The 19,200-nt window shown below is 67.1% G+C and carries 18 protein-coding genes; 13 read left to right on the top strand and 5 right to left on the bottom strand.

The window, feature by feature from the left end; genetic code table 11:
• Nucleotides 1–76 precede the first annotated feature (76 nt).
• From LQK81_RS01660 to dxs, 8 genes are all read left to right on the top strand, one after another.
• A complete protein-coding gene (locus LQK81_RS01660; RefSeq protein WP_230802935.1) occupies nucleotides 77–757 on the top strand; it encodes an energy-coupling factor ABC transporter ATP-binding protein in 681 nt (226 codons plus the stop codon).
• Nucleotides 751–1,356: an energy-coupling factor transporter transmembrane component T family protein gene (locus LQK81_RS01655; RefSeq protein ID WP_230802934.1), complete on the top strand. Its 606-nt coding sequence runs from the start codon at nucleotides 751–753 to the stop codon at nucleotides 1,354–1,356. The genes LQK81_RS01660 and LQK81_RS01655 overlap by 7 nt, the downstream gene beginning before the upstream one ends.
• A gap of 30 nt (nucleotides 1,357–1,386) precedes the next feature.
• Nucleotides 1,387–1,950 (top strand): biotin transporter BioY, encoded by a 564-nt coding sequence (locus LQK81_RS01650; RefSeq protein ID WP_230802933.1) that lies wholly within the window; start codon nucleotides 1,387–1,389, stop codon nucleotides 1,948–1,950.
• 104 nt (nucleotides 1,951–2,054) lie between these two features.
• On the top strand, nucleotides 2,055–2,981 hold the full coding sequence (locus LQK81_RS01645) for a histone deacetylase family protein (protein WP_230802932.1): 927 nt from the start codon (nucleotides 2,055–2,057) through the stop codon (nucleotides 2,979–2,981).
• A gap of 2 nt (nucleotides 2,982–2,983) precedes the next feature.
• Entirely contained in the window at nucleotides 2,984–3,238 is a 255-nt protein-coding gene (locus LQK81_RS01640; RefSeq protein ID WP_230802931.1) for an exodeoxyribonuclease VII small subunit, read from the top strand.
• Nucleotides 3,239–3,713: 475 nt separating this feature from the next.
• Complete coding sequence (locus LQK81_RS01635) at nucleotides 3,714–4,112, top strand: winged helix-turn-helix transcriptional regulator (protein WP_230802930.1); 399 nt, start codon at nucleotides 3,714–3,716, stop codon at nucleotides 4,110–4,112.
• 93 nt (nucleotides 4,113–4,205) lie between these two features.
• Complete coding sequence (locus LQK81_RS01630) at nucleotides 4,206–5,129, top strand: pirin family protein (protein ID WP_230802929.1); 924 nt, start codon at nucleotides 4,206–4,208, stop codon at nucleotides 5,127–5,129.
• Nucleotides 5,130–5,390: 261 nt separating this feature from the next.
• Nucleotides 5,391–7,310 carry a 1-deoxy-D-xylulose-5-phosphate synthase gene (dxs, locus tag LQK81_RS01625; RefSeq protein ID WP_230802928.1) on the top strand — a complete coding sequence of 640 codons (1,920 nt, stop codon included), beginning with the start codon at nucleotides 5,391–5,393 and terminating at the stop codon, nucleotides 7,308–7,310.
• 120 nt (nucleotides 7,311–7,430) lie between these two features.
• On the opposite strand, the gene LQK81_RS01620 is transcribed toward dxs, so the two are convergent.
• Both LQK81_RS01620 and LQK81_RS01615 read right to left on the bottom strand, forming a co-directional pair.
• Complete coding sequence (locus LQK81_RS01620) at nucleotides 7,431–9,374, bottom strand: methyl-accepting chemotaxis protein (protein ID WP_230802927.1); 1,944 nt, start codon at nucleotides 9,372–9,374, stop codon at nucleotides 7,431–7,433.
• A 228-nt stretch (nucleotides 9,375–9,602) separates the two neighbouring features.
• Complete coding sequence (locus tag LQK81_RS01615; protein ID WP_230802926.1) at nucleotides 9,603–10,505, bottom strand: LysR family transcriptional regulator; 903 nt, start codon at nucleotides 10,503–10,505, stop codon at nucleotides 9,603–9,605.
• Between the two features lie 107 nt (nucleotides 10,506–10,612).
• Between LQK81_RS01615 and LQK81_RS01610 the strand changes: the two genes are divergently transcribed.
• From LQK81_RS01610 to LQK81_RS01595, 4 genes are all read left to right on the top strand, one after another.
• Nucleotides 10,613–11,440, top strand: coding sequence for an SDR family oxidoreductase (locus LQK81_RS01610; protein WP_230802925.1), 828 nt, complete (start codon nucleotides 10,613–10,615; stop codon nucleotides 11,438–11,440).
• Nucleotides 11,441–11,612: 172 nt separating this feature from the next.
• A complete protein-coding gene (locus LQK81_RS01605) occupies nucleotides 11,613–12,365 on the top strand; it encodes a TlyA family RNA methyltransferase (RefSeq protein ID WP_230802924.1) in 753 nt (250 codons plus the stop codon).
• Nucleotides 12,362–13,618 carry a class I SAM-dependent RNA methyltransferase gene (locus LQK81_RS01600; protein ID WP_230802923.1) on the top strand — a complete coding sequence of 419 codons (1,257 nt, stop codon included), beginning with the start codon at nucleotides 12,362–12,364 and terminating at the stop codon, nucleotides 13,616–13,618. The genes LQK81_RS01605 and LQK81_RS01600 overlap by 4 nt, the downstream gene beginning before the upstream one ends.
• Before the next feature lie 86 nt (nucleotides 13,619–13,704).
• Nucleotides 13,705–14,124 carry a hypothetical protein gene (locus LQK81_RS01595; protein WP_230802922.1) on the top strand — a complete coding sequence of 140 codons (420 nt, stop codon included), beginning with the start codon at nucleotides 13,705–13,707 and terminating at the stop codon, nucleotides 14,122–14,124.
• Nucleotides 14,125–14,169: 45 nt separating this feature from the next.
• Here LQK81_RS01595 and LQK81_RS01590 read toward each other — a convergent pair whose 3' ends face one another.
• The 3 genes from LQK81_RS01590 to LQK81_RS01580 form a co-directional block, all read right to left on the bottom strand.
• Nucleotides 14,170–14,919, bottom strand: coding sequence for a crotonase/enoyl-CoA hydratase family protein (locus LQK81_RS01590; protein WP_230802921.1), 750 nt, complete (start codon nucleotides 14,917–14,919; stop codon nucleotides 14,170–14,172).
• 257 nt (nucleotides 14,920–15,176) lie between these two features.
• Complete coding sequence (locus tag LQK81_RS01585; protein WP_230802920.1) at nucleotides 15,177–16,958, bottom strand: acyl-CoA dehydrogenase; 1,782 nt, start codon at nucleotides 16,956–16,958, stop codon at nucleotides 15,177–15,179.
• Nucleotides 16,959–17,289: 331 nt separating this feature from the next.
• Nucleotides 17,290–17,805 carry a BA14K family protein gene (locus LQK81_RS01580; RefSeq protein WP_230802919.1) on the bottom strand — a complete coding sequence of 172 codons (516 nt, stop codon included), beginning with the start codon at nucleotides 17,803–17,805 and terminating at the stop codon, nucleotides 17,290–17,292.
• A 179-nt stretch (nucleotides 17,806–17,984) separates the two neighbouring features.
• On the opposite strand from LQK81_RS01580, the gene LQK81_RS01575 reads away from it, so the two are divergent.
• Nucleotides 17,985–19,079: a glycoside hydrolase family 25 protein gene (locus LQK81_RS01575; protein WP_230802918.1), complete on the top strand. Its 1,095-nt coding sequence runs from the start codon at nucleotides 17,985–17,987 to the stop codon at nucleotides 19,077–19,079.
• The last annotated feature ends 121 nt before the right edge of the window (nucleotides 19,080–19,200 follow it).

The raw sequence follows: 19,200 nt of genomic DNA, 5'->3' as shown, positions 1-19,200 counted from the left end.
CACGCCTTCCAACCCGGTTTCCTTCGCCCGGTGAAGTGGCTATAGCTCCGTCACCTCAGCGGCGCGGGAGTGGCTCTTGGACATCGTATTCAGCGGGGCTTCGGTCAGCTTTGCCGGGCGGCCGGCGCTGCATCCGCTCTCGCTCCGGCTCTGCGAACGGCGCATCGGCATCATCGGGCTGAACGGCTCCGGCAAGACCACGTTCGCCCGGCTGATCAACGGGCTCCTGCGCCCCACCGCCGGTCAGGTCACCGTCGGCGGGCTCGACACGGTGAAGGACGAGGCTGCGGTGCGCGGCCGGGCCGGCTTCATCTTCCAGAACCCGCAGCACCAGATGATCCTGCCGGTGCTGTCCGAGGACATCGCCTTCGGGCTGAAGAACCGCGGGCTGTCGAAGGAAGAGATTTCGGCGCGGACGGAGGCGGTGCTCGAGCGCTTCCGGATCACCCACCTGGCCGGGCGCCGCATCCATGAGCTTTCCGGCGGGGAGACGCAGCTTGCGGCCATCGCCAGCGTGCTCGTCACCGGCCCCGACGTGCTCATCCTCGACGAGCCGACTAACCAGCTCGACCTGAAGAACCGCCGCCTGATCGAGAAGACCATCGCGGACCTTCCCGAACAGGCGATCGTGATCACCCACGACCTGCCGCTTCTCGACGGCTTCGACCGCGTGCTCCTGTTCCACGAGGGCCGGCTCGAAGCGGACGCCTCGCCATCGGAGGCGGTGCGCGCCTATCGCGGGATCGTCGGATGCTGACGGGCCTCGACATTGCCGGCGACACGCCGCTTCACCGCGCCTCGGCCCGGCTGAAACTGATCCTGCTGTTTCTGGCGGCAGTGGCGCTGTTCCTCGTCGAAAATCCCTGGGCGCTGGCGGCGGCGGCCATCATCGCTGCCGGGCTCTATGCCTCGACCGGTATCGCGCGTTCCGAAGCCTTCCGCCGTGTGCGGTTCGTGCTCTTCACCGTCCTTCTCGTCGCCGTCGCCAATTACGTCTTTCACAGCCTCGCCGAAGCGCTCGCCGTGCTGTTCCGGCTCGGGGCGCTGGTGCTGCTGGCCGCGGCGGTGACGGCGACGACGACGATCTCCGCCTTCATGGACGAGATCACCCGCCTGCTGCGCCCGCTCGAGCGCTTCGGCTTCGTTCGCGCCGCCGACGTCAGCCTTGCGGTCGGACTGGTGCTACGGTTCGTGCCGGAGATCCTGGCGCGCTACGGCGACATCCGCGAGGCCCATCGCGCCCGCGGCCTGCGCGTGCGCCCGCTCGGCGTCCTGGTGCCGTTGATCATCCTGACGCTGAAGGACGCCGACACGATCGCGATGGCGATTGACGCTCGCGGCTTTCGGCGGCAATAGACGCAGAGCAACAGCGAAGGGATTTTCACCATGAGCACCAGGGATCTCGTCCTCGTCGCGCTGTTCGCCGCGATCATCGTGGCGCTCGGCCTCGTGCCGCCCTTCACGCTCGGCTTCATCCCGGTTCCGATCACCGCGCAGTCGCTGGGCGTCATGCTGGCCGGGTGCATCCTCGGCGCCAGGCGCGGAGCGGCGGCTGTGCTGCTGGTGCTGCTGCTGGTCGCGATCGGCCTGCCGGTGCTTTCGGGCGGACGCGGCGGGCTTGCGGTCTTCGTCGGGCCGACCGCCGGATATCTCGCCGGCTGGGTCGCCGGCGCCTTCGTCACCGGGCTGATCGCCGAGCGGCTCGAGCGCGAGGCGCAGCCGGAACTGGCGCAACTGCTCTCCTTCCTCACCGCCGCCATCGTCGGCGGCATCGGCGTCGTCTATCTTCTCGGCATCGCCTGGCTGGCCCATTCGAGCGGCAAGGCCTTCATGGAGATCGCCGCGGCCTCGCTCATCTTCATCCCCGGCGACCTGATCAAGGCTTTCGTGGCGATGCTGGCGGGACGCGCCGTCCTTGCCGGCTATCCGCTGCTGCCGGCGCGCACCTGAGTGCGGGCGCCGCGGATAGGACGGGCACGGGCTATTGTTGAAAAGCACGTGCCGCTGCGCCATTTCCCGTGGACCGGTCCCGGGACAAAGGGTAGCGTCTGACGATGACGACGATCCTCTTCGAGAACCCGATCTTCCTCCAGCACGAGACGCCGGAAGGGCATCCGGAGCGGCCCGACCGCCTGCGGGCGCTCAACCTCGCGCTCGAGCACGACCGGTTCCAGCCGCTGGTGCGGCGGAAGGCCGAGCAGGCGAACGAGGATTTCGTGCTGCTCGCCCATCCGGAAGCGCACCTGCGCTCCGTGATGGACGTGATCCCGGAGGAAGGCATCAACCATTTCGAGGCCGACACCTATGCGAGCCCGGCGAGCCTGCAGGCGGCGCTGAGCGGCGTCGGCGGGGCGATCGCGGCGGTCGACGCGGTCTTTTCCGGCGAGGCCGACAACGTCTTCGTCGCGGCACGGCCGCCCGGCCACCACGCCGAGAAGAACAGGGCGATGGGCTTCTGCTTCTTCAACAACGCCGCCATCGCCGCCCGCCACGCCCAGAAGGCGCACGGCGCCGAGCGCGTCGCCATCGTCGACTGGGACGTCCATCACGGCAACGGCACGCAGGACATCTTCTTCGACGATCCCTCGGTGCTGTTCTGCTCCACCCACCAGATGCCGCTCTATCCCGGCACCGGCGCGAAGGACGAGACGGGAGCCGGCAACATCGTCAACGCGCCGCTTTCACCCGAGACCGGCAGCGACCATTTTCGCGAAGCCTTCCGCAGCCGCGTGCTGCCGCGGGTCGCGGATTTCCGGCCGGACCTGATCGTGATCTCCGCCGGCTTCGACGCCCACCACCGCGACCCCCTCGCCCAGCTCCATCTCGTCGCCGACGACTTCGACTGGGCGACCGCGAAGCTGATGGAGATCGCGGAGCGTTCCGCGTCGAACCGGGTGGTCAGCGTGCTGGAGGGCGGCTACGACCTGCAGGGACTGGCCGAATCGGCGGCCACCCACATTTTCCGGTTGATGAGAGGCTGACCATGACATCGTCCATCCCCGCAGCGGAGGTCTCCGCGCTGTCGTTCGAGCAGGCCGTGGAAGAGCTGGAGAAGATCGTGGCGGCGCTGGAACGCGGCGACGTGCCGCTCGACAAGTCGATCGAGATCTATGAGCGCGGCGAAGCGCTCAAGAAGCACTGCGAGACGCTCCTGAACGCAGCCGAGAACCGGATCGAGAAGATTCGGATCGACCGCGCCGGAAACCCGCAAGGCGTCGAGCCCCTCGACAACGGCTGACGCGCTTCGGGCGCAGAACGGCCCGAGTCACAGAATCGTGACCCTGTGTCATTCGTACGCCGAAGTCTCCGTTTCGACGCCTGGGCACTCCGGATCGAAGGCCAGATTTTCGAGCGTTCCGCGCGATCCCGCGGCCGTGATCGCACCCCTGCCCGGCCGGCTTCCGGCTACGCTAAATTTGCCTCTTGCCATTTCGGGGGCTTGCAAAACCTGTCCGGAAATCTCATGTAGTACCCACATATGGAGTCCCCTCATTAAATGGGTGTGCTCTAATGGATTGCATCCGGGAAACCGGTGCACGCAATAAACGCAATGTTTCGGGGAACTAAACGACGGCTGGAAAGGATGGATGCATTCAGCAGAAAATCCGGCGACCTCCCAAGCTGGACCGACAGCAAGGCATACCGTTCCGATCCGACCGTCACGCCTATTTCAAACCGCCCAATTCGTCTCAAGCCATTCACAAGGCCACAGCATGCTTTCTCATCACCCCTCTTCCGAACGTCGCAATGTCGTCGCCGCCCGCAGCGGCAGCCGTGAAATTCTGGACCGCGTGGGCGACAAGTGGTCGCTCTCGGTCATCGAGACGCTCAGCGATGGCGCCCTTCGCTTCAACGAACTAAAGAAGCTGGTGAACGGCATTTCCCAGCGGATGCTGACGCTGACCCTGCGCCACCTGGAGCGCGACGGTCTGGTGACGCGGACGATGTTCGCGACCATTCCGCCGCGTGTCGACTATGCGCTGACCCCGCTCGGGTTCAAGCTCCTGAAGCCGGTCAGCGAACTCGTCGACTGGGTGCGCGAGAACAGCGACGAGATCGAAAAGGCGCAGCAGAGCTTCGACCAGCAATCGGTGCCGCAGCCCTCCGCCTGACGTAAAGGCGAAGGGCAATCGCCGGCAAGTCCCTTGCAACGGTCGGCAGGGTCCTGTTGACTGCAGGCAGACCGTGGCAAGGGAGCAAACATCATGAGCTTTTTCCCGGGGCCGGACCCCGTCGCTGGCGACGCAGCCGCCTGCAACGCGCTGGAACACCTGATCATTCCGCGTACGAGCGATCTCGGCGGCTTCGAAGTGCGCCGGGCGCTGCCCACCGCCAAGCGGCGGCTCGTCGGCCCCTTCATCTTCTTCGACCGCATGGGGCCGGCGCTCTTCAAGGCAGGCGACGCGATCGACGTGCGTCCGCATCCCCATATCGGCCTTTCCACCGTCACCTATCTCTTCGACGGCGAAATCAAGCACCGGGATAGCCTCGGAACCGAGATGGTCATCCGGCCGGGCGACCTGAACCTGATGACCGCCGGCCGCGGCATCGTGCATTCCGAGCGTTCGCCCGAAAACGTGCGCGGCCATCCCCACGGGCTCTCCGGCCTGCAGACCTGGCTGGCGCTTCCCGACGGCCAGGAGGAAATCGATCCCGCCTTCGTCCACTCGACCCGCGACGAACTTCCGGTTTTCGACACCGACGGCATGCAGGGACGCGTCATCATCGGCCACTACGAGGGCTACCGCTCTCCGGTGAAGGTGCCCTCCGACACGCTCTATACCGACCTGATGCTGGCCCCCGGCGCGAGCGCGCCGCTTGCCGCCGACTGGGAGGAGCGCGCGGTCTACGTGCTGTCGGGCGAACTCGACGTTGCCGGCGACGTCTTCGGCGCCGACAGGCTCCTGGTCTTCAGGCCGGGCGATGCGATCACGCTGAAGGCGGGCCCGGCGGGCTGTCACCTGTCGCTGTTCGGCGGTGCCGCGCTCGGCTCCCGGCGCCACATCTGGTGGAACTTCGTGTCCTCTTCCAAGGAACGGATCGAACAGGCGAAGGAGGAGTGGCGGACGGGCCGCTTCGACATCGTGCCTGGTGACGACGAGGAATTCATCCCGCTGCCGCAGAGCTAACATCTGCCCCAAGGGAGCGCCCGAGCGCCCTGCCCCTATAATCCGGGGCTGGCGCTTTGCCCCGACAATGCCTACTTGTGGCTCCAGGAAGCATCCGCCGCCGCGACGCGCTGTCATGTTTCCTTGGCCGCCATAAGCATCTATTCTGGCTCCAAGGTTGCAAACCCCGCCGCATTCGGCAATGACAGACAAGAGAGAATTCCAGGTGGTGCGGCCCGTGCCGGGCGCAGGATACCGCCGCCCCGCAACAGCGCATCAAGAGTGAGACAATTGCCAGCCACCCCACTGCTCGATCAGGTACACATCCCGGCAGATCTGAAGAAGGTGGACGATCGCGACCTGCCCCAGCTCGCCGCCGAGCTGCGCAGCGAGATGATCGACGCCGTCTCGGTGACCGGCGGCCATCTCGGCGCGGGTCTCGGCGTCGTCGAACTGACGATCGCGATCCACAAGGTCTTCAACACACCGCATGACCGGCTGATCTTCGACGTCGGCCACCAGTGCTATCCGCACAAGATCCTGACCGGCCGTCGCGACCGGATCCGCACATTGCGCCAGGAAGACGGGCTTTCCGGCTTCACCCGCCGCGCCGAGAGCGAATACGATCCCTTCGGCGCAGCACACTCCTCGACCTCCATCTCCGCCGGTCTCGGCATGGCGGTGGCCTCCGACCTCTCCGGCGCCGACCGCAACGTGATTGCGGTGATCGGCGACGGGGCGCTGTCGGCCGGCATGGCCTACGAGGCGCTGAACAATGCCGGCGCGCTCGATGCCCGCCTGATCGTGATCCTGAACGACAACGACATGTCGATCGCCCCGCCGACCGGCGCCATGAGCGCCTATCTGGCAAGGCTGGCCTCGGGCCGCACCTATATGGGCTTCCGCGAACTCGGCAAGAAGATGACCGCCTATCTCGGCAAGTCGGTCGACCGGGCGATTACCCGCGCGGTCGAACACGCCCGCGGCTATGTCACCGGCGGCACGCTGTTCGAGGAGATGGGCTTTTACCATATCGGCCCGATCGACGGCCATTCCTTCGAGCACCTGCTGCCCGTCCTGCGCAATGTCCGCGAGAACGCCCGGGGGCCGGTGCTGATCCATGTGGTGACGCAGAAGGGCAAGGGCTATGCGCCCGCCGAAGCCGCCGCCGACAAGTATCACGGCGTCAACAAGTTCGACGTGATCACCGGCGCCCAGGCCAAGGTCAAGCCGAACGCCCCCTCCTACACCTCGGTCTTCGCCGAGGCGCTGATCGGGGAAGCGGCGCAGGACGACAGGATCGTCGCCATCACCGCGGCCATGCCGAACGGCACCGGGCTCGACAAGTTCGGGGACATCTATCCCGCCCGGCTGTTCGACGTGGGGATTGCCGAGCAGCACGCGGTGACCTTTGCGGCGGGGCTCGCGGCGGAAGGCTGCAAGCCGTTCGCGGCCCTCTACTCCACCTTCCTGCAGCGCGCCTACGACCAGGTGGTGCACGACGTGGCGATCCAGGGCCTGCCGGTCCGCTTCCCGATCGACCGCGCCGGCTTCGTCGGGGCCGACGGGCCGACCCATGCGGGCTCGTTCGACACGACCTACCTCGCCTCGCTGCCCGGCTTCGTCGTGATGGCGGCCGCCGACGAGGCGGAGCTGAAGCACATGGTGCGCACGGCGGCGGCCTATGACGAGGGCCCGATCTCCTTCCGCTATCCGCGCGGCGAGGGCGTCGGCGTCGACATGCCGGTGCGCGGCGAAATCCTTCAGATCGGCAAGGGCCGCGTCGTCAAGCAGGGCTCCAAGGTGGCGCTGCTGTCGTTCGGCACGCGCCTTGCGGATTGTCTTTTGGCGGCCGAGGACCTCGACGCCGCCGGGCTGCCGACGACCGTCGCCGACGCCCGCTTCGCCAAGCCGCTCGACCACGACCTCATCCGCCAGCTCGCCCGCCACCACGAGGTGCTGATCACCATCGAGGAAGGTTCCGTCGGCGGCTTCGGCAGCCACGTGCTGCAGTTCCTCGCCCTCGAGGGCCTGCTGGAGACCGGCCTGAAGGTGCGGCCGATGGTTCTGCCCGACCTCTGGATGGAACAGGCCAAGCCGGAAGCGATGTATGCGAAAGCGGGCCTTGACCGCGCCGGCATCGTCTCGACGGTGTTCAGGGCGCTCGGCCAGAAGGGCATCGACGTCGGCGTCGCCGGCTGAACGGCGGCCTCACCGCATTCAACCGGGATCCCGTCATCCCCACGGAAATGAAAACGGAAAAGAAAAAGGGGCGGTGCCATCGGCACCGCCCGTTTCCGTTGTTCGATCGGTGAAGCGACCTCAGAACTCGGTCCACTCCTCCTTGACTGCGACCGCCGCAGCGGATTGGCCGCCGCCGAAGGCGCGTCCTACCTTGCCTGCCAGCGCGCGCGCCGGCGAGGCGACGGGGCGTGACGCCGGGGTCGCCACCGCTGCCTTGTGCATCGGAGCTGCCTGGCCGCCGCCGAGCTTGAACTGCGTCAGGAGCTCGTTGAGGGCTGCGGCCTCCTGGGCGAGGCTGTGGCTGGCGGCCGTCTGCTCCTCGACCATGGCGGCGTTCTGCTGCGTGCCCTGGTCCATCGTGTTGACGGCGGTGCTGATCTCCTGGAGGCCGGTCGCCTGCTCGCGCGTGGCGACCACGATCGAGGCGACGTGGCGGTTGATCTCCTGGACCTCGCCGACGATCGTCTCCAGCGCCTTACCGGTATCGCCGACCAGCGAGACGCCGGACTGGACCTGTTCGCCCGAGGTGGTGATCAGCGCCTTGATCTCCTTGGCGGCCTTGCCGGAGCGCTGCGCCAGTTCGCGGACTTCCTGGGCGACGACGGCGAAGCCCTTGCCGGCTTCACCGGCGCGCGCCGCCTCGACGCCGGCATTCAGCGCCAGAAGGTTGGTCTGGAAGGCGATGTCCTCGATGACGCCGATGATGTTGGAGATCTCGCCGGAAGACTTCTCGATCGCCTGCATGGCCGCGACCGCGTTGCGGACGATCTCGCCGGAATGCTCGGCGCCCTTGCGGGTGCGCTCGACGAGGCGACCGGCCTCCTCGGCGCCCTTGGCGCTATCGCGGACGGTCGAGGTGACTTCCTCGAGCGCTGCGGCGGTCTCCTCGACGGAAGCCGCCTGCTGCTCGGTGCGGCGCGCCAGGTCGTCGGCGGCCGACAGGATCTCGGAGGCGCCGGCGTGGATGGCGGCGGCATTGCTGCCGACCGACTGCAGCGCGCCGCGCAGCTTGTCGAGCGAGGCGTTGAAGTCGAGCCGCAGGCGATCGAGATGCGGGGAGAACGGCGTCTCGATGCGGTAGGCGACATCGCCGTCGGCAAGGCCCGCGAGGCCGGCGGCAAGCGCTTCGACCGCCTGGTTGATCTCCTGCGCCTCCCGCTTCTTCTGCTCGTCGGTGTCGCGGCGCTGGCGCTCCGCATCGTCGCGCATCCGCTCGGTCTCGCCGGACAGGCGCAGCTTTTCGACCGCCGCCTCCTTGAACACCAGGACGGCATTGGCCATGCGGCCGACCTCGTCGCTGCGGTCGAGCGCCGGAACGTCGATGTCGCTGTCGCCGCCGGCGAGCTTGTCCATGGCGGCGGTCATGCCGACGATCGGCCGGACGATTGCCTTCGACAGGGTCCAGGCGAGGAGCACGGCGATGGCGATGGCGGTGAGCGCGCCGACGACGAGGGCGAGCACGAGGCCGGAATTGGCAGCCTTCTGCGCGGCCACCTGCGCGGCCGCCCATTCGCCGGCCTGGGCCTTGATCGTGGCCGCCGAGACGCGGAACACGTCGAGCTGCCCCTTGGACTGGTTGCGGCCGATCTCGATGACCTCGGAGATCGGCGCCTCGGTGGTCTTGCGCGCTTCGAGCTGCGGCACGGTCAACTGTTCGTGGAAGACGTTGGCGGCCGCCAGCATGGCGTCGATCGACGTCAGCATCTCCGGCTGACCGGCCGCGAGCGCCTTGGCCTCGTCGATGAAGGTCAGCATCTTGTCGCGGTTGGCGAAGACGTCGCCATAGGTGCTGTCGCTGCGAAACAGCAGGAAGCCGCGCTGGTTGACGGCCTGTTCGAGCATCGCATGCAGGGCGTTGTCGATGGTGTTGACCAGCCGCTCGGAACGAAGCTGGACCTCGGAGGCCAGCATCGATTCACGCGCCTTGACATAGACGACGCCGGAGACGGCGAGAAAGACGAGGATCAGACCGGCGAACGTGATGCTGAGCTTCCCGCTCAGCGAGATATTCTTGAACTTCATGATGGAACTCCTACTGAGCGGCCGCATGCGGGCAGTCGCAGGGGACCGCAGCCGCGCGCTCCGTCATGGCGCTGGAAGACATGATTGGGGACACAACGATGGGCGCCGGTCATGGCACGCGGGAGGAAGTCGTCAGCCTCGAAAATCAATATCGGCTATAACCATTCTCCATAAAAAATTGGTGAATCTGGTCCTCCACCAACGGGGGCTTCGGGAATTCGCGCGACGCTAGGTCCCGGCGGGAAAGGCGTTCCGGGCGAAATCGATGAAGGCACGCAGTCCGGCCGGGACGAGGCGATGGCCGGAATAGAAGATCGCAAGGCCGGGAAACGGCGCGGTCCAATCGTCGAGCACGCGCACGAGCGCTCCGCTGGCGATGGCGGCTTCGGTGTCGCGTTCCGTCAGATAGGCAAGGCCCACGCCGGCAAGCGCCGCTTCCAGCCTCAGGTTCTGGTTGTCGAGCGTGAGCCTGCCCGACACGTCGAGCACCACCTGTTCCCCATGCTTCTCGAACTCCCAGCGGAAGACGGCTCCGCTCGGCAGGCGACTGCGGATGCAATCGTGGTGCAGCAGGTCGGCGGGGGTCTCCGGGCGGGGATGGCGGGCGAAATAGCCGGGTGCGCCGACCACGACGAAGCGCTGCATCGGGCCGATCGGCACGGCGATCATGTCCTTCGGCACCGCCTCGACCAGCCGCACGCCGGCATCGAAGCCGTCGGCGACGATGTCGACCAGCCTGCCTTCGGCGACGAGATCGATGCGCATATCCGGATAGCGCTCGAGGAAGCCGAAGATCACGGGCGCCAGGAACTGGCGCGCCGCCCCTTCGGAGGTGTTGATCCGCAGCAACCCGGCCGGACGGTCGCGGAACGCGTTCACCGCCTCGACCGCCGCCCCCAGTTCCCGCAGCGCCGGGCGGACGCGCGCGACGAATGCTTCGCCTGCTTCCGACAACGAGACGCTGCGGGTGGTGCGGTTGAACAGGCGCACGCCGATCCGCCGCTCCAGCGTGGTGATCGCATGGCTCAGCGCCGAGGCAGACATGTCGAGCTCGCGGGCGGCACGGCGGAAGCTGCCGTGCTCGGCGACCGCGACGACGGCGTTGAATTCGGCAAGGCCGGCCCTGGTCATTGTTCGATCTACCTCATCTGTTCATGCCAGAATAGCCGGATTATCAGAACAGTCCAACCACCCTATCTCCCGGTCGCAGACAGACAAACGATCCGGAGACATCGACCATGACCTCGACCATTCTCATCACAGGCACTTCGTCCGGCATCGGCAAGGCGGCAGCGCGGCTCTTTGCCGATAAGGGCTGGAACGTGATCGCAACGATGCGCGACCTTGCGAACGCCGACAGCCTGCCGAAAGGCGACAACGTGCTCGCCACGCGGCTGGACGTGCAGGATGCGGACAGCATCCGCGCGGCGATCGACGCCGGCATCGCCCGCTTTGGCCGCATCGACGCCCTCGTCAACAATGCCGGCTACGGTCAATGGGGGCTTTTCGAGGCGCTGACGCCCGCGCAGATCCAAGCGCAGTTCGACGTCAACCTGTTCGGGGTGATGAACGTCACCCGCGCCCTGCTGCCGCACTTCCGAGCGAATGGCGGCGGCGCCGTCCTCAACGTCTCCTCCGGCGCCGGCCTCTTCACCCTGCCGATGATCTCGCTCTACTGCGCCAGCAAGTTCGCCCTCGAAGGCTTCACCGAGGCACTCTCCTACGAACTCGCCTCGCAGGACATCAAGGTGAAGCTCGTGATCCCGCACGGCGGCGTCACCGCGACCCGCTTCGGGGAGAACCAGGCGGCGCGCGGCGCGGACGCCTCGTCGCTCTCCGACTACCAACCCTTCGTCGAGCGCACGCTCGCAACCTTCGGCCGCATGGCTTCGGAAAGCAACATCGCGGCAGACGACGTCGCAGCGCTGATCCACGAAGCGCTGACCGACGGCACCGACCGGCTGCGCTACCTGATCGGCGATGACGCCCGCGGCTTCGTCAGGGCACGGCGCACCCTGCCCGACCAGGACTATGTCGACACCATGCGCGGGTTCTTTTCCGCCTGAACGGCAACAGGCCGGGTCGGGATCGAGGCGTCAGCCGCAGCAGGATCTGGCGCCTGGGCTCCCGATTCCGGCCTGCATCTGCCCCCGCCCGGACTGCCGTGGCGGCGGCGCAAACGGGCAATTGCTGCGGCGTGCCCTTGCCAGCGGCCGCGGCAGGCGTCATTGAGGGGCGATGTCCGACCACGCCCCTTCGACCCGCCTCGACCAGTTGCTCGTCTCGCGCGGGCTTTTCGACAGCCGTTCGCGCGCCCGCGACGCGATCGCGCGCGGCACCGTGACCGTGGACGGCAGGACGGTGACCAAGGCCGGCGCCGGCGTCGGGGAGAATGCCGAAATCGCGATCGATGATCCGGCGCAGGCCTATGTCTCCCGCGCGGCGTTGAAACTTGCGGCCGCATTCGACCGGTTCGGGCTCGATCCCGAAGGCCGGAACTGTCTCGACATCGGCGCCTCGACCGGCGGCTTCACCGAGGTGCTGCTCGCCCGCGGGGCCGCGCATGTCATAGCCGTCGACGTCGGCCACGGGCAGTTGCATCCCCGCATCGGCGGCGATCCGCGCGTCACCAGCCTCGAAGGCCTGAACGCCCGCGAACTCTCCGCCGATCACCTCGTCGGGCGGACGATCGGCTGCGTCGTCTCCGACGTCTCCTTCATCTCGCTGAGGCTGGCGCTGCCGCCGGCCCTTTCGCTCGCCGCTGCCGGCGCGGTCTGCGTGCTTCTGGTGAAGCCGCAATTCGAGGCTGGGCGCACGGCGATCGGCAAGGGCGGGCTGCTGAAGGATCCTTCGGCAGGTCCGGAGATTGCCGCCGTACTGGAGCGCTGGCTCACCGCCGAGATGGGCTGGGAAAGCCTCGGCGTCATCCCCGCCCCGATCGCCGGCGGCGACGGCAACCAGGAATATCTTCTTTCAGGACGCAAGCCATGAGCACGGAAACGGTGACGATCAGCAGGCTCGGCAGCGGCGGGGACGGGATTGCGAGCGGCCCGGAGGGGCCCCTCTACGTTCCCTTCACGCTGCCGGGGGAAACGGTGGCGATCGCCAGGGTGAAGAACCACGGCACGGTGATCTCCACGTCTGCGGCCTCGCCCGACAGGATCGCGCCCGCCTGTCCGCATTTCGGCCCCGACGGGAGGAACGGCACCTGCGGCGGCTGTTCGCTGCAGCATGCCTCGGACGGGCTCTATCACGCCTTCAAGCGCGGCCTCGTGGCCGATGCGCTGAAGTCCAAGGGGATCGCCGCGGAGATGGCGCCGCTCGTCATCGCCCGTCCCGGCGAGCGCCGGCGGGTGGTCTTCACCGCGCGCCGGACCGAGAAGGGCCTGCTGCTCGGCTTCAACCAGGCGGGCAGCCACCACATCGTCGATATCGACCAGTGTCCGATCAGCCGGCCGGGCATCGTCGGGAAGCTGGATGCGATCCGCGCGGTCGCCACGGCGCTTTCGACCGACAGCCAGGGTTTCCGGCTCACCGTGCTCGAGACGCTCTCCGGCCTCGACCTCGCCTTCGAGGGGGTGCGCAAGGTCGGCGACCGGCAACGGCGGGCGGTGACGGAATGCGTGCTCGGCCTGCGCGGCATCACCCGCGTGTCCCATGACGGCGAGATCCTGATCGAGCCGCAGAAGCCACAGATCGATTTCGGCGGCGTTCTCGTCTCGCCGCCGCCGGGCGGCTTCACCCAGGCGACGAAGGAGGCGGAGGACGCGATGGCAGCCCTGGTGCTCGGCCACATCGGCAAAGCCAAGCGGGTGGCCGACCTCTTCGCCGGCTCCGGCACCTTCGCGCTCAGGATGGCCCGTTCCGCCCGCGTCCATGCGGTCGAGGGCGACGAGAAGGCGTTGAAGGCGCTCGACCATGCCGCCCGCCACGCCCAGGGGCTCAAAGGCGTCACCGTCGAGAAGCGGGACCTTTTCCGCCGGCCGCTGATGGCTTCGGAACTGAAGGTGTTCGACGCCGTCGTGTTCGATCCGCCACGGGCCGGCGCCGAGGACCAGTGTCGCGAGCTGGCGCGCTCGGGCGTCAAGAAGATTGCCGCCGTCTCCTGCAATCCGGTCACGCTCGCCCGCGATCTCGCGATCCTGACCGCCGCCGGCTACCGCATCACCGGCGTCACCCCGATCGACCAGTTCCTCTGGTCGTCGCATGTGGAGACGGTGGCGACGCTGGAGCTTTCGAAATGAGGCTGGCGGCGCAGCTCAACTTTTGACTGTTGCGAAGTTGTTTACACTCTTCTGGCTGTATAGAGCGGCCAGAAGGAGATTGTAACGTGAGTGCACCGGGCGTCTCGGATACCGGCGACCGTGCGGGCGTCGCCCGGAACTATGCCTATATCCTTTTCGGCCTGTTGTTCTTTCCGCTTCTGATCGTGGCGCACTTCATCGCGCGAAAGGGCCGGGCGCATCCCGAGGGGTTCGAACAGAGCCACTATTGCCTGCAATTCCGGACGACCACGGTCGCTCTTCTATGCCTGCTGGCCATGGTCGGCGTCGCTTTGAGCCTGTTTTTCTGGCTGCAGCCGTCCACGGCATTCCAACCCGTCCACATAGCGACGCTTTTCAGTTTCCTGAACAACCTCGTGCTGATCGCCATGTTCTGGGTTGCCGTGCGGAGTATTCGCGGCCTTTACATGTGCGGTGCTCTGCGACCAATCTGCAATCCGAAAACGCTCTGGCTCTGGCCGCGATGACAGGCCGTAATGCCGACCTGCTCAATCGGCAGACCGGCCCCATCCTCACTTCCTCGCCATGAAGGCCTCGAAGGCGGCGCGGGCTTCGGCGCTGCGCAGCCTGACAGAGAACTGGTGCGCCTCGTCGTCGATGCGGCCGGCGACCTCTTCGCGGTCGCCGCGCATCAGGTCGCGTGCCGCCCGGAGCGCCTCCGGCGGCTTGGCGGCAAGGCGGGTCGCGATCTCGAGCGCTTCGGTCTCGACGGCATCCGTCACCTTCCAGATCAGGCCGGCGGCGCGCGCCTCCTCGGCGGTGAACCCTTCGCCGGCCACGAGCAGGGCAAAGGCGCGCTGATGGCCCATCAGTCGCGGTGCGATCAGGCTGGAGGCGGCCTCGGGCACCAGCGCCAGATCGACGAAGGGCGTTTTGAACAGCGAGCGCGGCGAGGCGATCGTCATGTCGCAGTGGAGGTGGATCGTGGTGCCGATGCCGATCGCAAGGCCATCGACGCCGGAGACAATCGGCTTGTTGTGGGCCGCAAGCGCATGGAGGAAATCCACCACCTCCCGGCCCATCGTGCCGCCCATGGCAACGGCGAGGAAATCGGTCATGTCGTTGCCGGCGGAAAAGCAGCCCTCCGAGCCGAGCAGCAGGGTCGCGCGCACCGCCGGATCGACATCCGCGCTGCGCATCGCCGCCGTCAGCGTCTGGTACATGGCGCGGGTGATGGCGTTCTTCTTCTCCGGCCGGTTCAGCCGGATCACCTGCACGCCGGGGGCGGATTGCGGTCGTTCGATCAGGACGTGATCGCTCATGCGGTCTTTCTCCTTCCGGGCGCGGATGGCGCCTGATGTTCGTTCCGTGCCGCTGCGTCGAGGGCTCGTGGGGCGCCCACCTCCCCCATGAGGGGGGAGGTCGCAGCAAAGCTGCGGGTGGGGGTGACCTGCGGCGGTCGCGACCACCACCATGCGACTGTTGCCGCGGCATCACCCCACCCCGGCGCTTCGCGCCGACCCTCCCCCTCAAGGGGAGGGTTGATCCCCGTCGCCGGCTTCCTGTTGCCGGCGAGTATTTAGCCCAGCGCCGCCCTGGCGGCTTCCAGGCTGGCGGCGCCGTTGACGACGCGGTCCTTCAGGGCTGCGGTTTCGGCGATGATGTTCTCGGCGGCGAAGCGGCAAAGCGCGGTGCGCTCGCCCTTCCTGCCGTCGCCGGCGTCGGCCAGCGCGCCCCAGGCGAGATAAATCCCCGTCAGCACGAGCCCGAACAGCCGCTGGTAGGGCGTGGCGCCGGCGAGCGCTTCCGGCTGCCGCCCCTCGACCAGGGCCGTGCCGAGCCATGCGGTGGCCGCCTCGAGATCGGCGAGGCTCGCCTCCAGCCGGACGGCCGTGTCGCCGAAGGCCGGATCGTTGGAGGCGCGGACGGCGTCGGCGATGCCGCGCAGTTCGGCGATGAAGCCGCGCATCTGCGCGCCGTCCGAGAGCGGCAGCTTGCGGGTGACGAGATCGATCGCCTGGATGCCGTTGGTGCCCTCGTAGATGGGCGCGATCCGGGCATCGCGGTAGAGCCGGGCGGCCCCCGTCTCCTCGATGAAGCCCATGCCGCCATGCACCTGCACGCCGAGCGAGGCGACCTCGACGCCGGCATCGGTGGCGAAACTCTTGGCGACCGGCGTCAGCAGGCTGGCGCGCTCCGCCCAGTGGCGGGCCTCCTCGCCCTGCGTCGCATGCGCCATGTCGACCGCATGCGCGCAGGCATAGGTGATGGCGCGCGCACCCTGCGTCAGCGCCTTCATCGTCAGGAGCATGCGGGCGACGTCCGGATGCTCGATGATCGGGCTCATGCCGGATCCCTGCCATCCCGGCGCCCTGCCCTGCGTGCGCTCCCTTGCATAGGCGATCGCCTTCTGCGTGGCGGCCTCGGCGATCGCCACGCCCTGCATGCCGACGGCGAGCCTAGCATTGTTCATCATGGTGAACATGCAGGCGAGCCCCCTGTTCTCCTCTCCGACCAGCCAGCCGATCGCGCCGGCCTCCCCGCCGAAGCGGCCGTCGCCGTAGATCATGGTGCAGGTGGGCGAACCGCGGATGCCGAGCTTGTGCTCGACGGAGTGGCAGAACACGTCGTTTCTGGCCTCGAGCGAACCGTCCGCCTCGACCAGGAACTTCGGCACCAGAAATAGCGAGATGCCGCGCGTGCCGGCCGGCGCGTCCGGCAGGCGGGCCAGCACCAGATGGACGATGTTGTCGGTGAAATCGTGCTCGCCGTAGGTGATGAAGATTTTCTGGCCGAACAGGCGATAGCTGCCGTCGCCGCGGCGCTCCGCCCTGGTCTTCATCACGCCGAGGTCAGAGCCGGCATGCGGCTCGGTGAGGTTCATGGAGCCCATCCACTCGCCGGAGACCATCTTCGGCAGGTAGGTGCTTTTCAGCGCCTCCGATCCATGCGCCGTCAGGGCCTCGACGGCACCGATCGTCAGCGTCGGGCCGATCGCAAACGCCATGGAGCCGCCGTTCCACATCTCCATCGCCGCGACATGCAGCATGTGGGGGAGCCCCTGCCCGCCGAAGTCGGGCGATGCCGTCAGCGAATTCCAGCCGCCTTCGGCCCATGCCCGGTAGAGCGCGGCCCAGCCGTCAGGGGTCTTCACCTGCGCATCCTCAAGGACGACGCCCTGGCGGTCGCCGGTTTCGGCCAAAGGTGCGATCTCCTCGGTCGCAAAACGCCCCGCCTCGGCAAGGATCGCCTCGACGAGATCGTCCGAGAGTTCGCCGAGACGCCCGTCTGCGATTGCGGCCGAAAGCCCCGCGACGTGACGAAGGGTGAAGACGATCTCCTCCACCGGAGCCTTGTACATACGCATCCTCCCGTTGGCCGCCGGGGCCTGGCCATCGACAATGACGGCTGGCGGCATCCGGCGCAATGCGCGGCAGATTATTTATTTTTACGTAAACGTCAATTGCAATTGGCCGACGGTGCCCCTCTGCGGGAGACAGTGGAAAAGGTGACCGCCGATGGGGCCGAAAGGCCTTCCAATCATCCGTCACGCGCGTAAATTAGCAGAAACTGAAAAGCGAGGGGAATCGCCGAACCAGCGAATCATGCACATGAAAATGCTCCGGAACCGAAGTCCCGGAGCATGAAGGTCATGGTCTTGTCCTGCGACCCTTCGGGCCGCTCGCTAACGGTCAGCCGTAGGGCGAGTAGCACTGCTGGCGCGGGCCGTTATAGGGCTGGAACGTGTTGTCGTAAGCCCTGTAGGAGCGATAACGGTTGTAGCACCACTGGGTGTGGGCGCTGCCGCCACCGGAATAGACCGGAGCACGGGGGGCGGTGATCGCTCCGCCGATGATGGCGCCGGTTGCGAAGGCTGCAAGCGGGAACCAGTAGCCGTCGTGGTAGCGATAGCCCGGACGGGCGTAGCGATAGCCGCGGTGGCCGTTGTAGTAGCCGTTGCGGTAGCCGCGGTTATAGTTGCGGCGCGCCTGGCGGCGGTCTCGTTGCCAGTCACGGCGGGCGTCGCGGTGGTCGCGCCTCCAGTCGCGGCGGTCGCGGCAGTGACGGCCTTCGCAGCGCACGAGATCGACGCCTGATTCGCCGGCCTGAACCGTCATTTTCGGCATGGCCTGGCTGGTGGCGGGAACGACGGGGCTGACAGCGAAAAGCACGGACAGCGCGACGGCGATGGATCTGGTACCGAACATTCTGGACATACTCCTGTTGATGCGGATTACGTTGCTACATCCTGCAAAAGAACGCCGGAGACCAGAAAAAGTTTCGTGATCAGGGGCAAAATGCCATCCCGATTAGAAAGGCATTAACGTTACGGTAACCCTGTCGAAACAAAATTCCTGATCCGGAGGTCGACGGCGGAGCGCGAAACATGAGGGCAAGGAACCGATTTCTCGCATGTCTGGCCGGCGCGCTGCTCCTCGTCGCGCCCGTCCCCGGCATCGCCGCGGACGTCGAGCCATGGCGGAACAAGGACAACGCCATCGTCATCGATGCCTACGAGATGAACGAGATCGACTGGCCGCTGCTTCTGACCGACAAGCGCATCGCCGGCTTCATCTCCAAGGCCTCCGACGGCCTGCCGGAAAGCTTCGACTGCAAGGGCGACCACGACGGCGACACCGTCGCGCACTGCAGGACCATGTGGCGCAAATACGCCGTCAGCCGCGAACTCTACGAGACACGAAGGCTGCTGGCGCGGGCGCAGGGCCTGCTCTGGGGCGCCTACCACCTCGCCCGGCCCGGCAACCCGGTCGACCAGGCGAACCATTTCCTCGACTATGCGCGACCGCAGGCGGACGAGATGATGGTGCTCGACATCGAGGCGATCGATCCGAAGAAGTTCATGTCGCTGGAGGATGCGCAGATCTTCGCCGGCCACATCCGGACGCGCACGGGACGCTATCCGGTGCTCTACACCAACCATTCCACCGCGCAATACATCGCCGCCAACCGCCACAAATACCGCATCCTGTCGCGCCTGCCGCTCTGGTATGCCCGCTACAAGCCCGGCATCCGCAAGGTCTTCCCGCTCGGCAACTGGGACAACTACGCGCTCTGGCAGTTCTCCGCCGCCGCCAATTGCAACAAGCGCCGCTGTCCCTACCGCGTGAAGGGAACCTTCAATGACATCGACGTCAACGTGGTGCCGATGAACCGGGCGGACCTGACCAAGATCTGGGCCTTCGGCGACCTCTTGCCCGAGAGGCCTTTCGAGACCGGCGAGCCGCCGGTGGACGAGATCGTCACCGCATCCGTTGCCAGGGGTGCAGCCGCCGACGAGCCGAAGTCGCTGCCGGTGAATGCCGACGCCGTCTCGCTCGCCGGCCTTCCGGCATCGGCGAACGCCGCCGTGACCTTCGTGGTGCGCAACGAGGCGCCGGACACGGCACCCGCGCTGGAACAGATCGCCGACGGCAGCCAGAAGACCACGCCGGCCATCGACCCTCCGCACGCGACGCCCTGATCGGGCCCTGACCGAGCCCTGGTCGAGCAAGCCCTGCCCGCCTGTCCCCAGGCCTGGCGATTGCCCTGCGCGCACGCCCGGGGCATATAGCCGTCGCGCCGGTTGCGAGAGGTCCGGGCGA

The sequence above is a fragment of the Rhizobium sp. GN54 genome (assembly GCF_021026345.1).
GTDB lineage: Bacteria > Pseudomonadota > Alphaproteobacteria > Rhizobiales > Rhizobiaceae > Mycoplana.
The sequence above is the reverse complement of the archived record's forward strand: the minus strand, read 5'-3'. Positions and strand labels throughout refer to the sequence as shown.

Coding starts and splice junctions, on each gene's coding strand:
- LQK81_RS01655 (WP_230802934.1), top strand. CDS start 751: ATGCTGACGGGCCTCGACATTGCCGGCGACACGCCGCTTCACCGCGCC.
- LQK81_RS01650 (WP_230802933.1), top strand. CDS start 1,387: ATGAGCACCAGGGATCTCGTCCTCGTCGCGCTGTTCGCCGCGATCATC.
- LQK81_RS01645 (WP_230802932.1), top strand. CDS start 2,055: ATGACGACGATCCTCTTCGAGAACCCGATCTTCCTCCAGCACGAGACG.
- LQK81_RS01640 (WP_230802931.1), top strand. CDS start 2,984: ATGACATCGTCCATCCCCGCAGCGGAGGTCTCCGCGCTGTCGTTCGAG.
- LQK81_RS01635 (WP_230802930.1), top strand. CDS start 3,714: ATGCTTTCTCATCACCCCTCTTCCGAACGTCGCAATGTCGTCGCCGCC.
- LQK81_RS01630 (WP_230802929.1), top strand. CDS start 4,206: ATGAGCTTTTTCCCGGGGCCGGACCCCGTCGCTGGCGACGCAGCCGCC.
- LQK81_RS01620 (WP_230802927.1), bottom strand. CDS start 9,374: ATGAAGTTCAAGAATATCTCGCTGAGCGGGAAGCTCAGCATCACGTTC.
- LQK81_RS01615 (WP_230802926.1), bottom strand. CDS start 10,505: ATGACCAGGGCCGGCCTTGCCGAATTCAACGCCGTCGTCGCGGTCGCC.
- LQK81_RS01610 (WP_230802925.1), top strand. CDS start 10,613: ATGACCTCGACCATTCTCATCACAGGCACTTCGTCCGGCATCGGCAAG.
- LQK81_RS01605 (WP_230802924.1), top strand. CDS start 11,613: ATGTCCGACCACGCCCCTTCGACCCGCCTCGACCAGTTGCTCGTCTCG.
- LQK81_RS01600 (WP_230802923.1), top strand. CDS start 12,362: ATGAGCACGGAAACGGTGACGATCAGCAGGCTCGGCAGCGGCGGGGAC.
- LQK81_RS01590 (WP_230802921.1), bottom strand. CDS start 14,919: ATGAGCGATCACGTCCTGATCGAACGACCGCAATCCGCCCCCGGCGTG.
- LQK81_RS01585 (WP_230802920.1), bottom strand. CDS start 16,958: ATGTACAAGGCTCCGGTGGAGGAGATCGTCTTCACCCTTCGTCACGTC.
- LQK81_RS01580 (WP_230802919.1), bottom strand. CDS start 17,805: ATGTTCGGTACCAGATCCATCGCCGTCGCGCTGTCCGTGCTTTTCGCT.
- LQK81_RS01575 (WP_230802918.1), top strand. CDS start 17,985: ATGAGGGCAAGGAACCGATTTCTCGCATGTCTGGCCGGCGCGCTGCTC.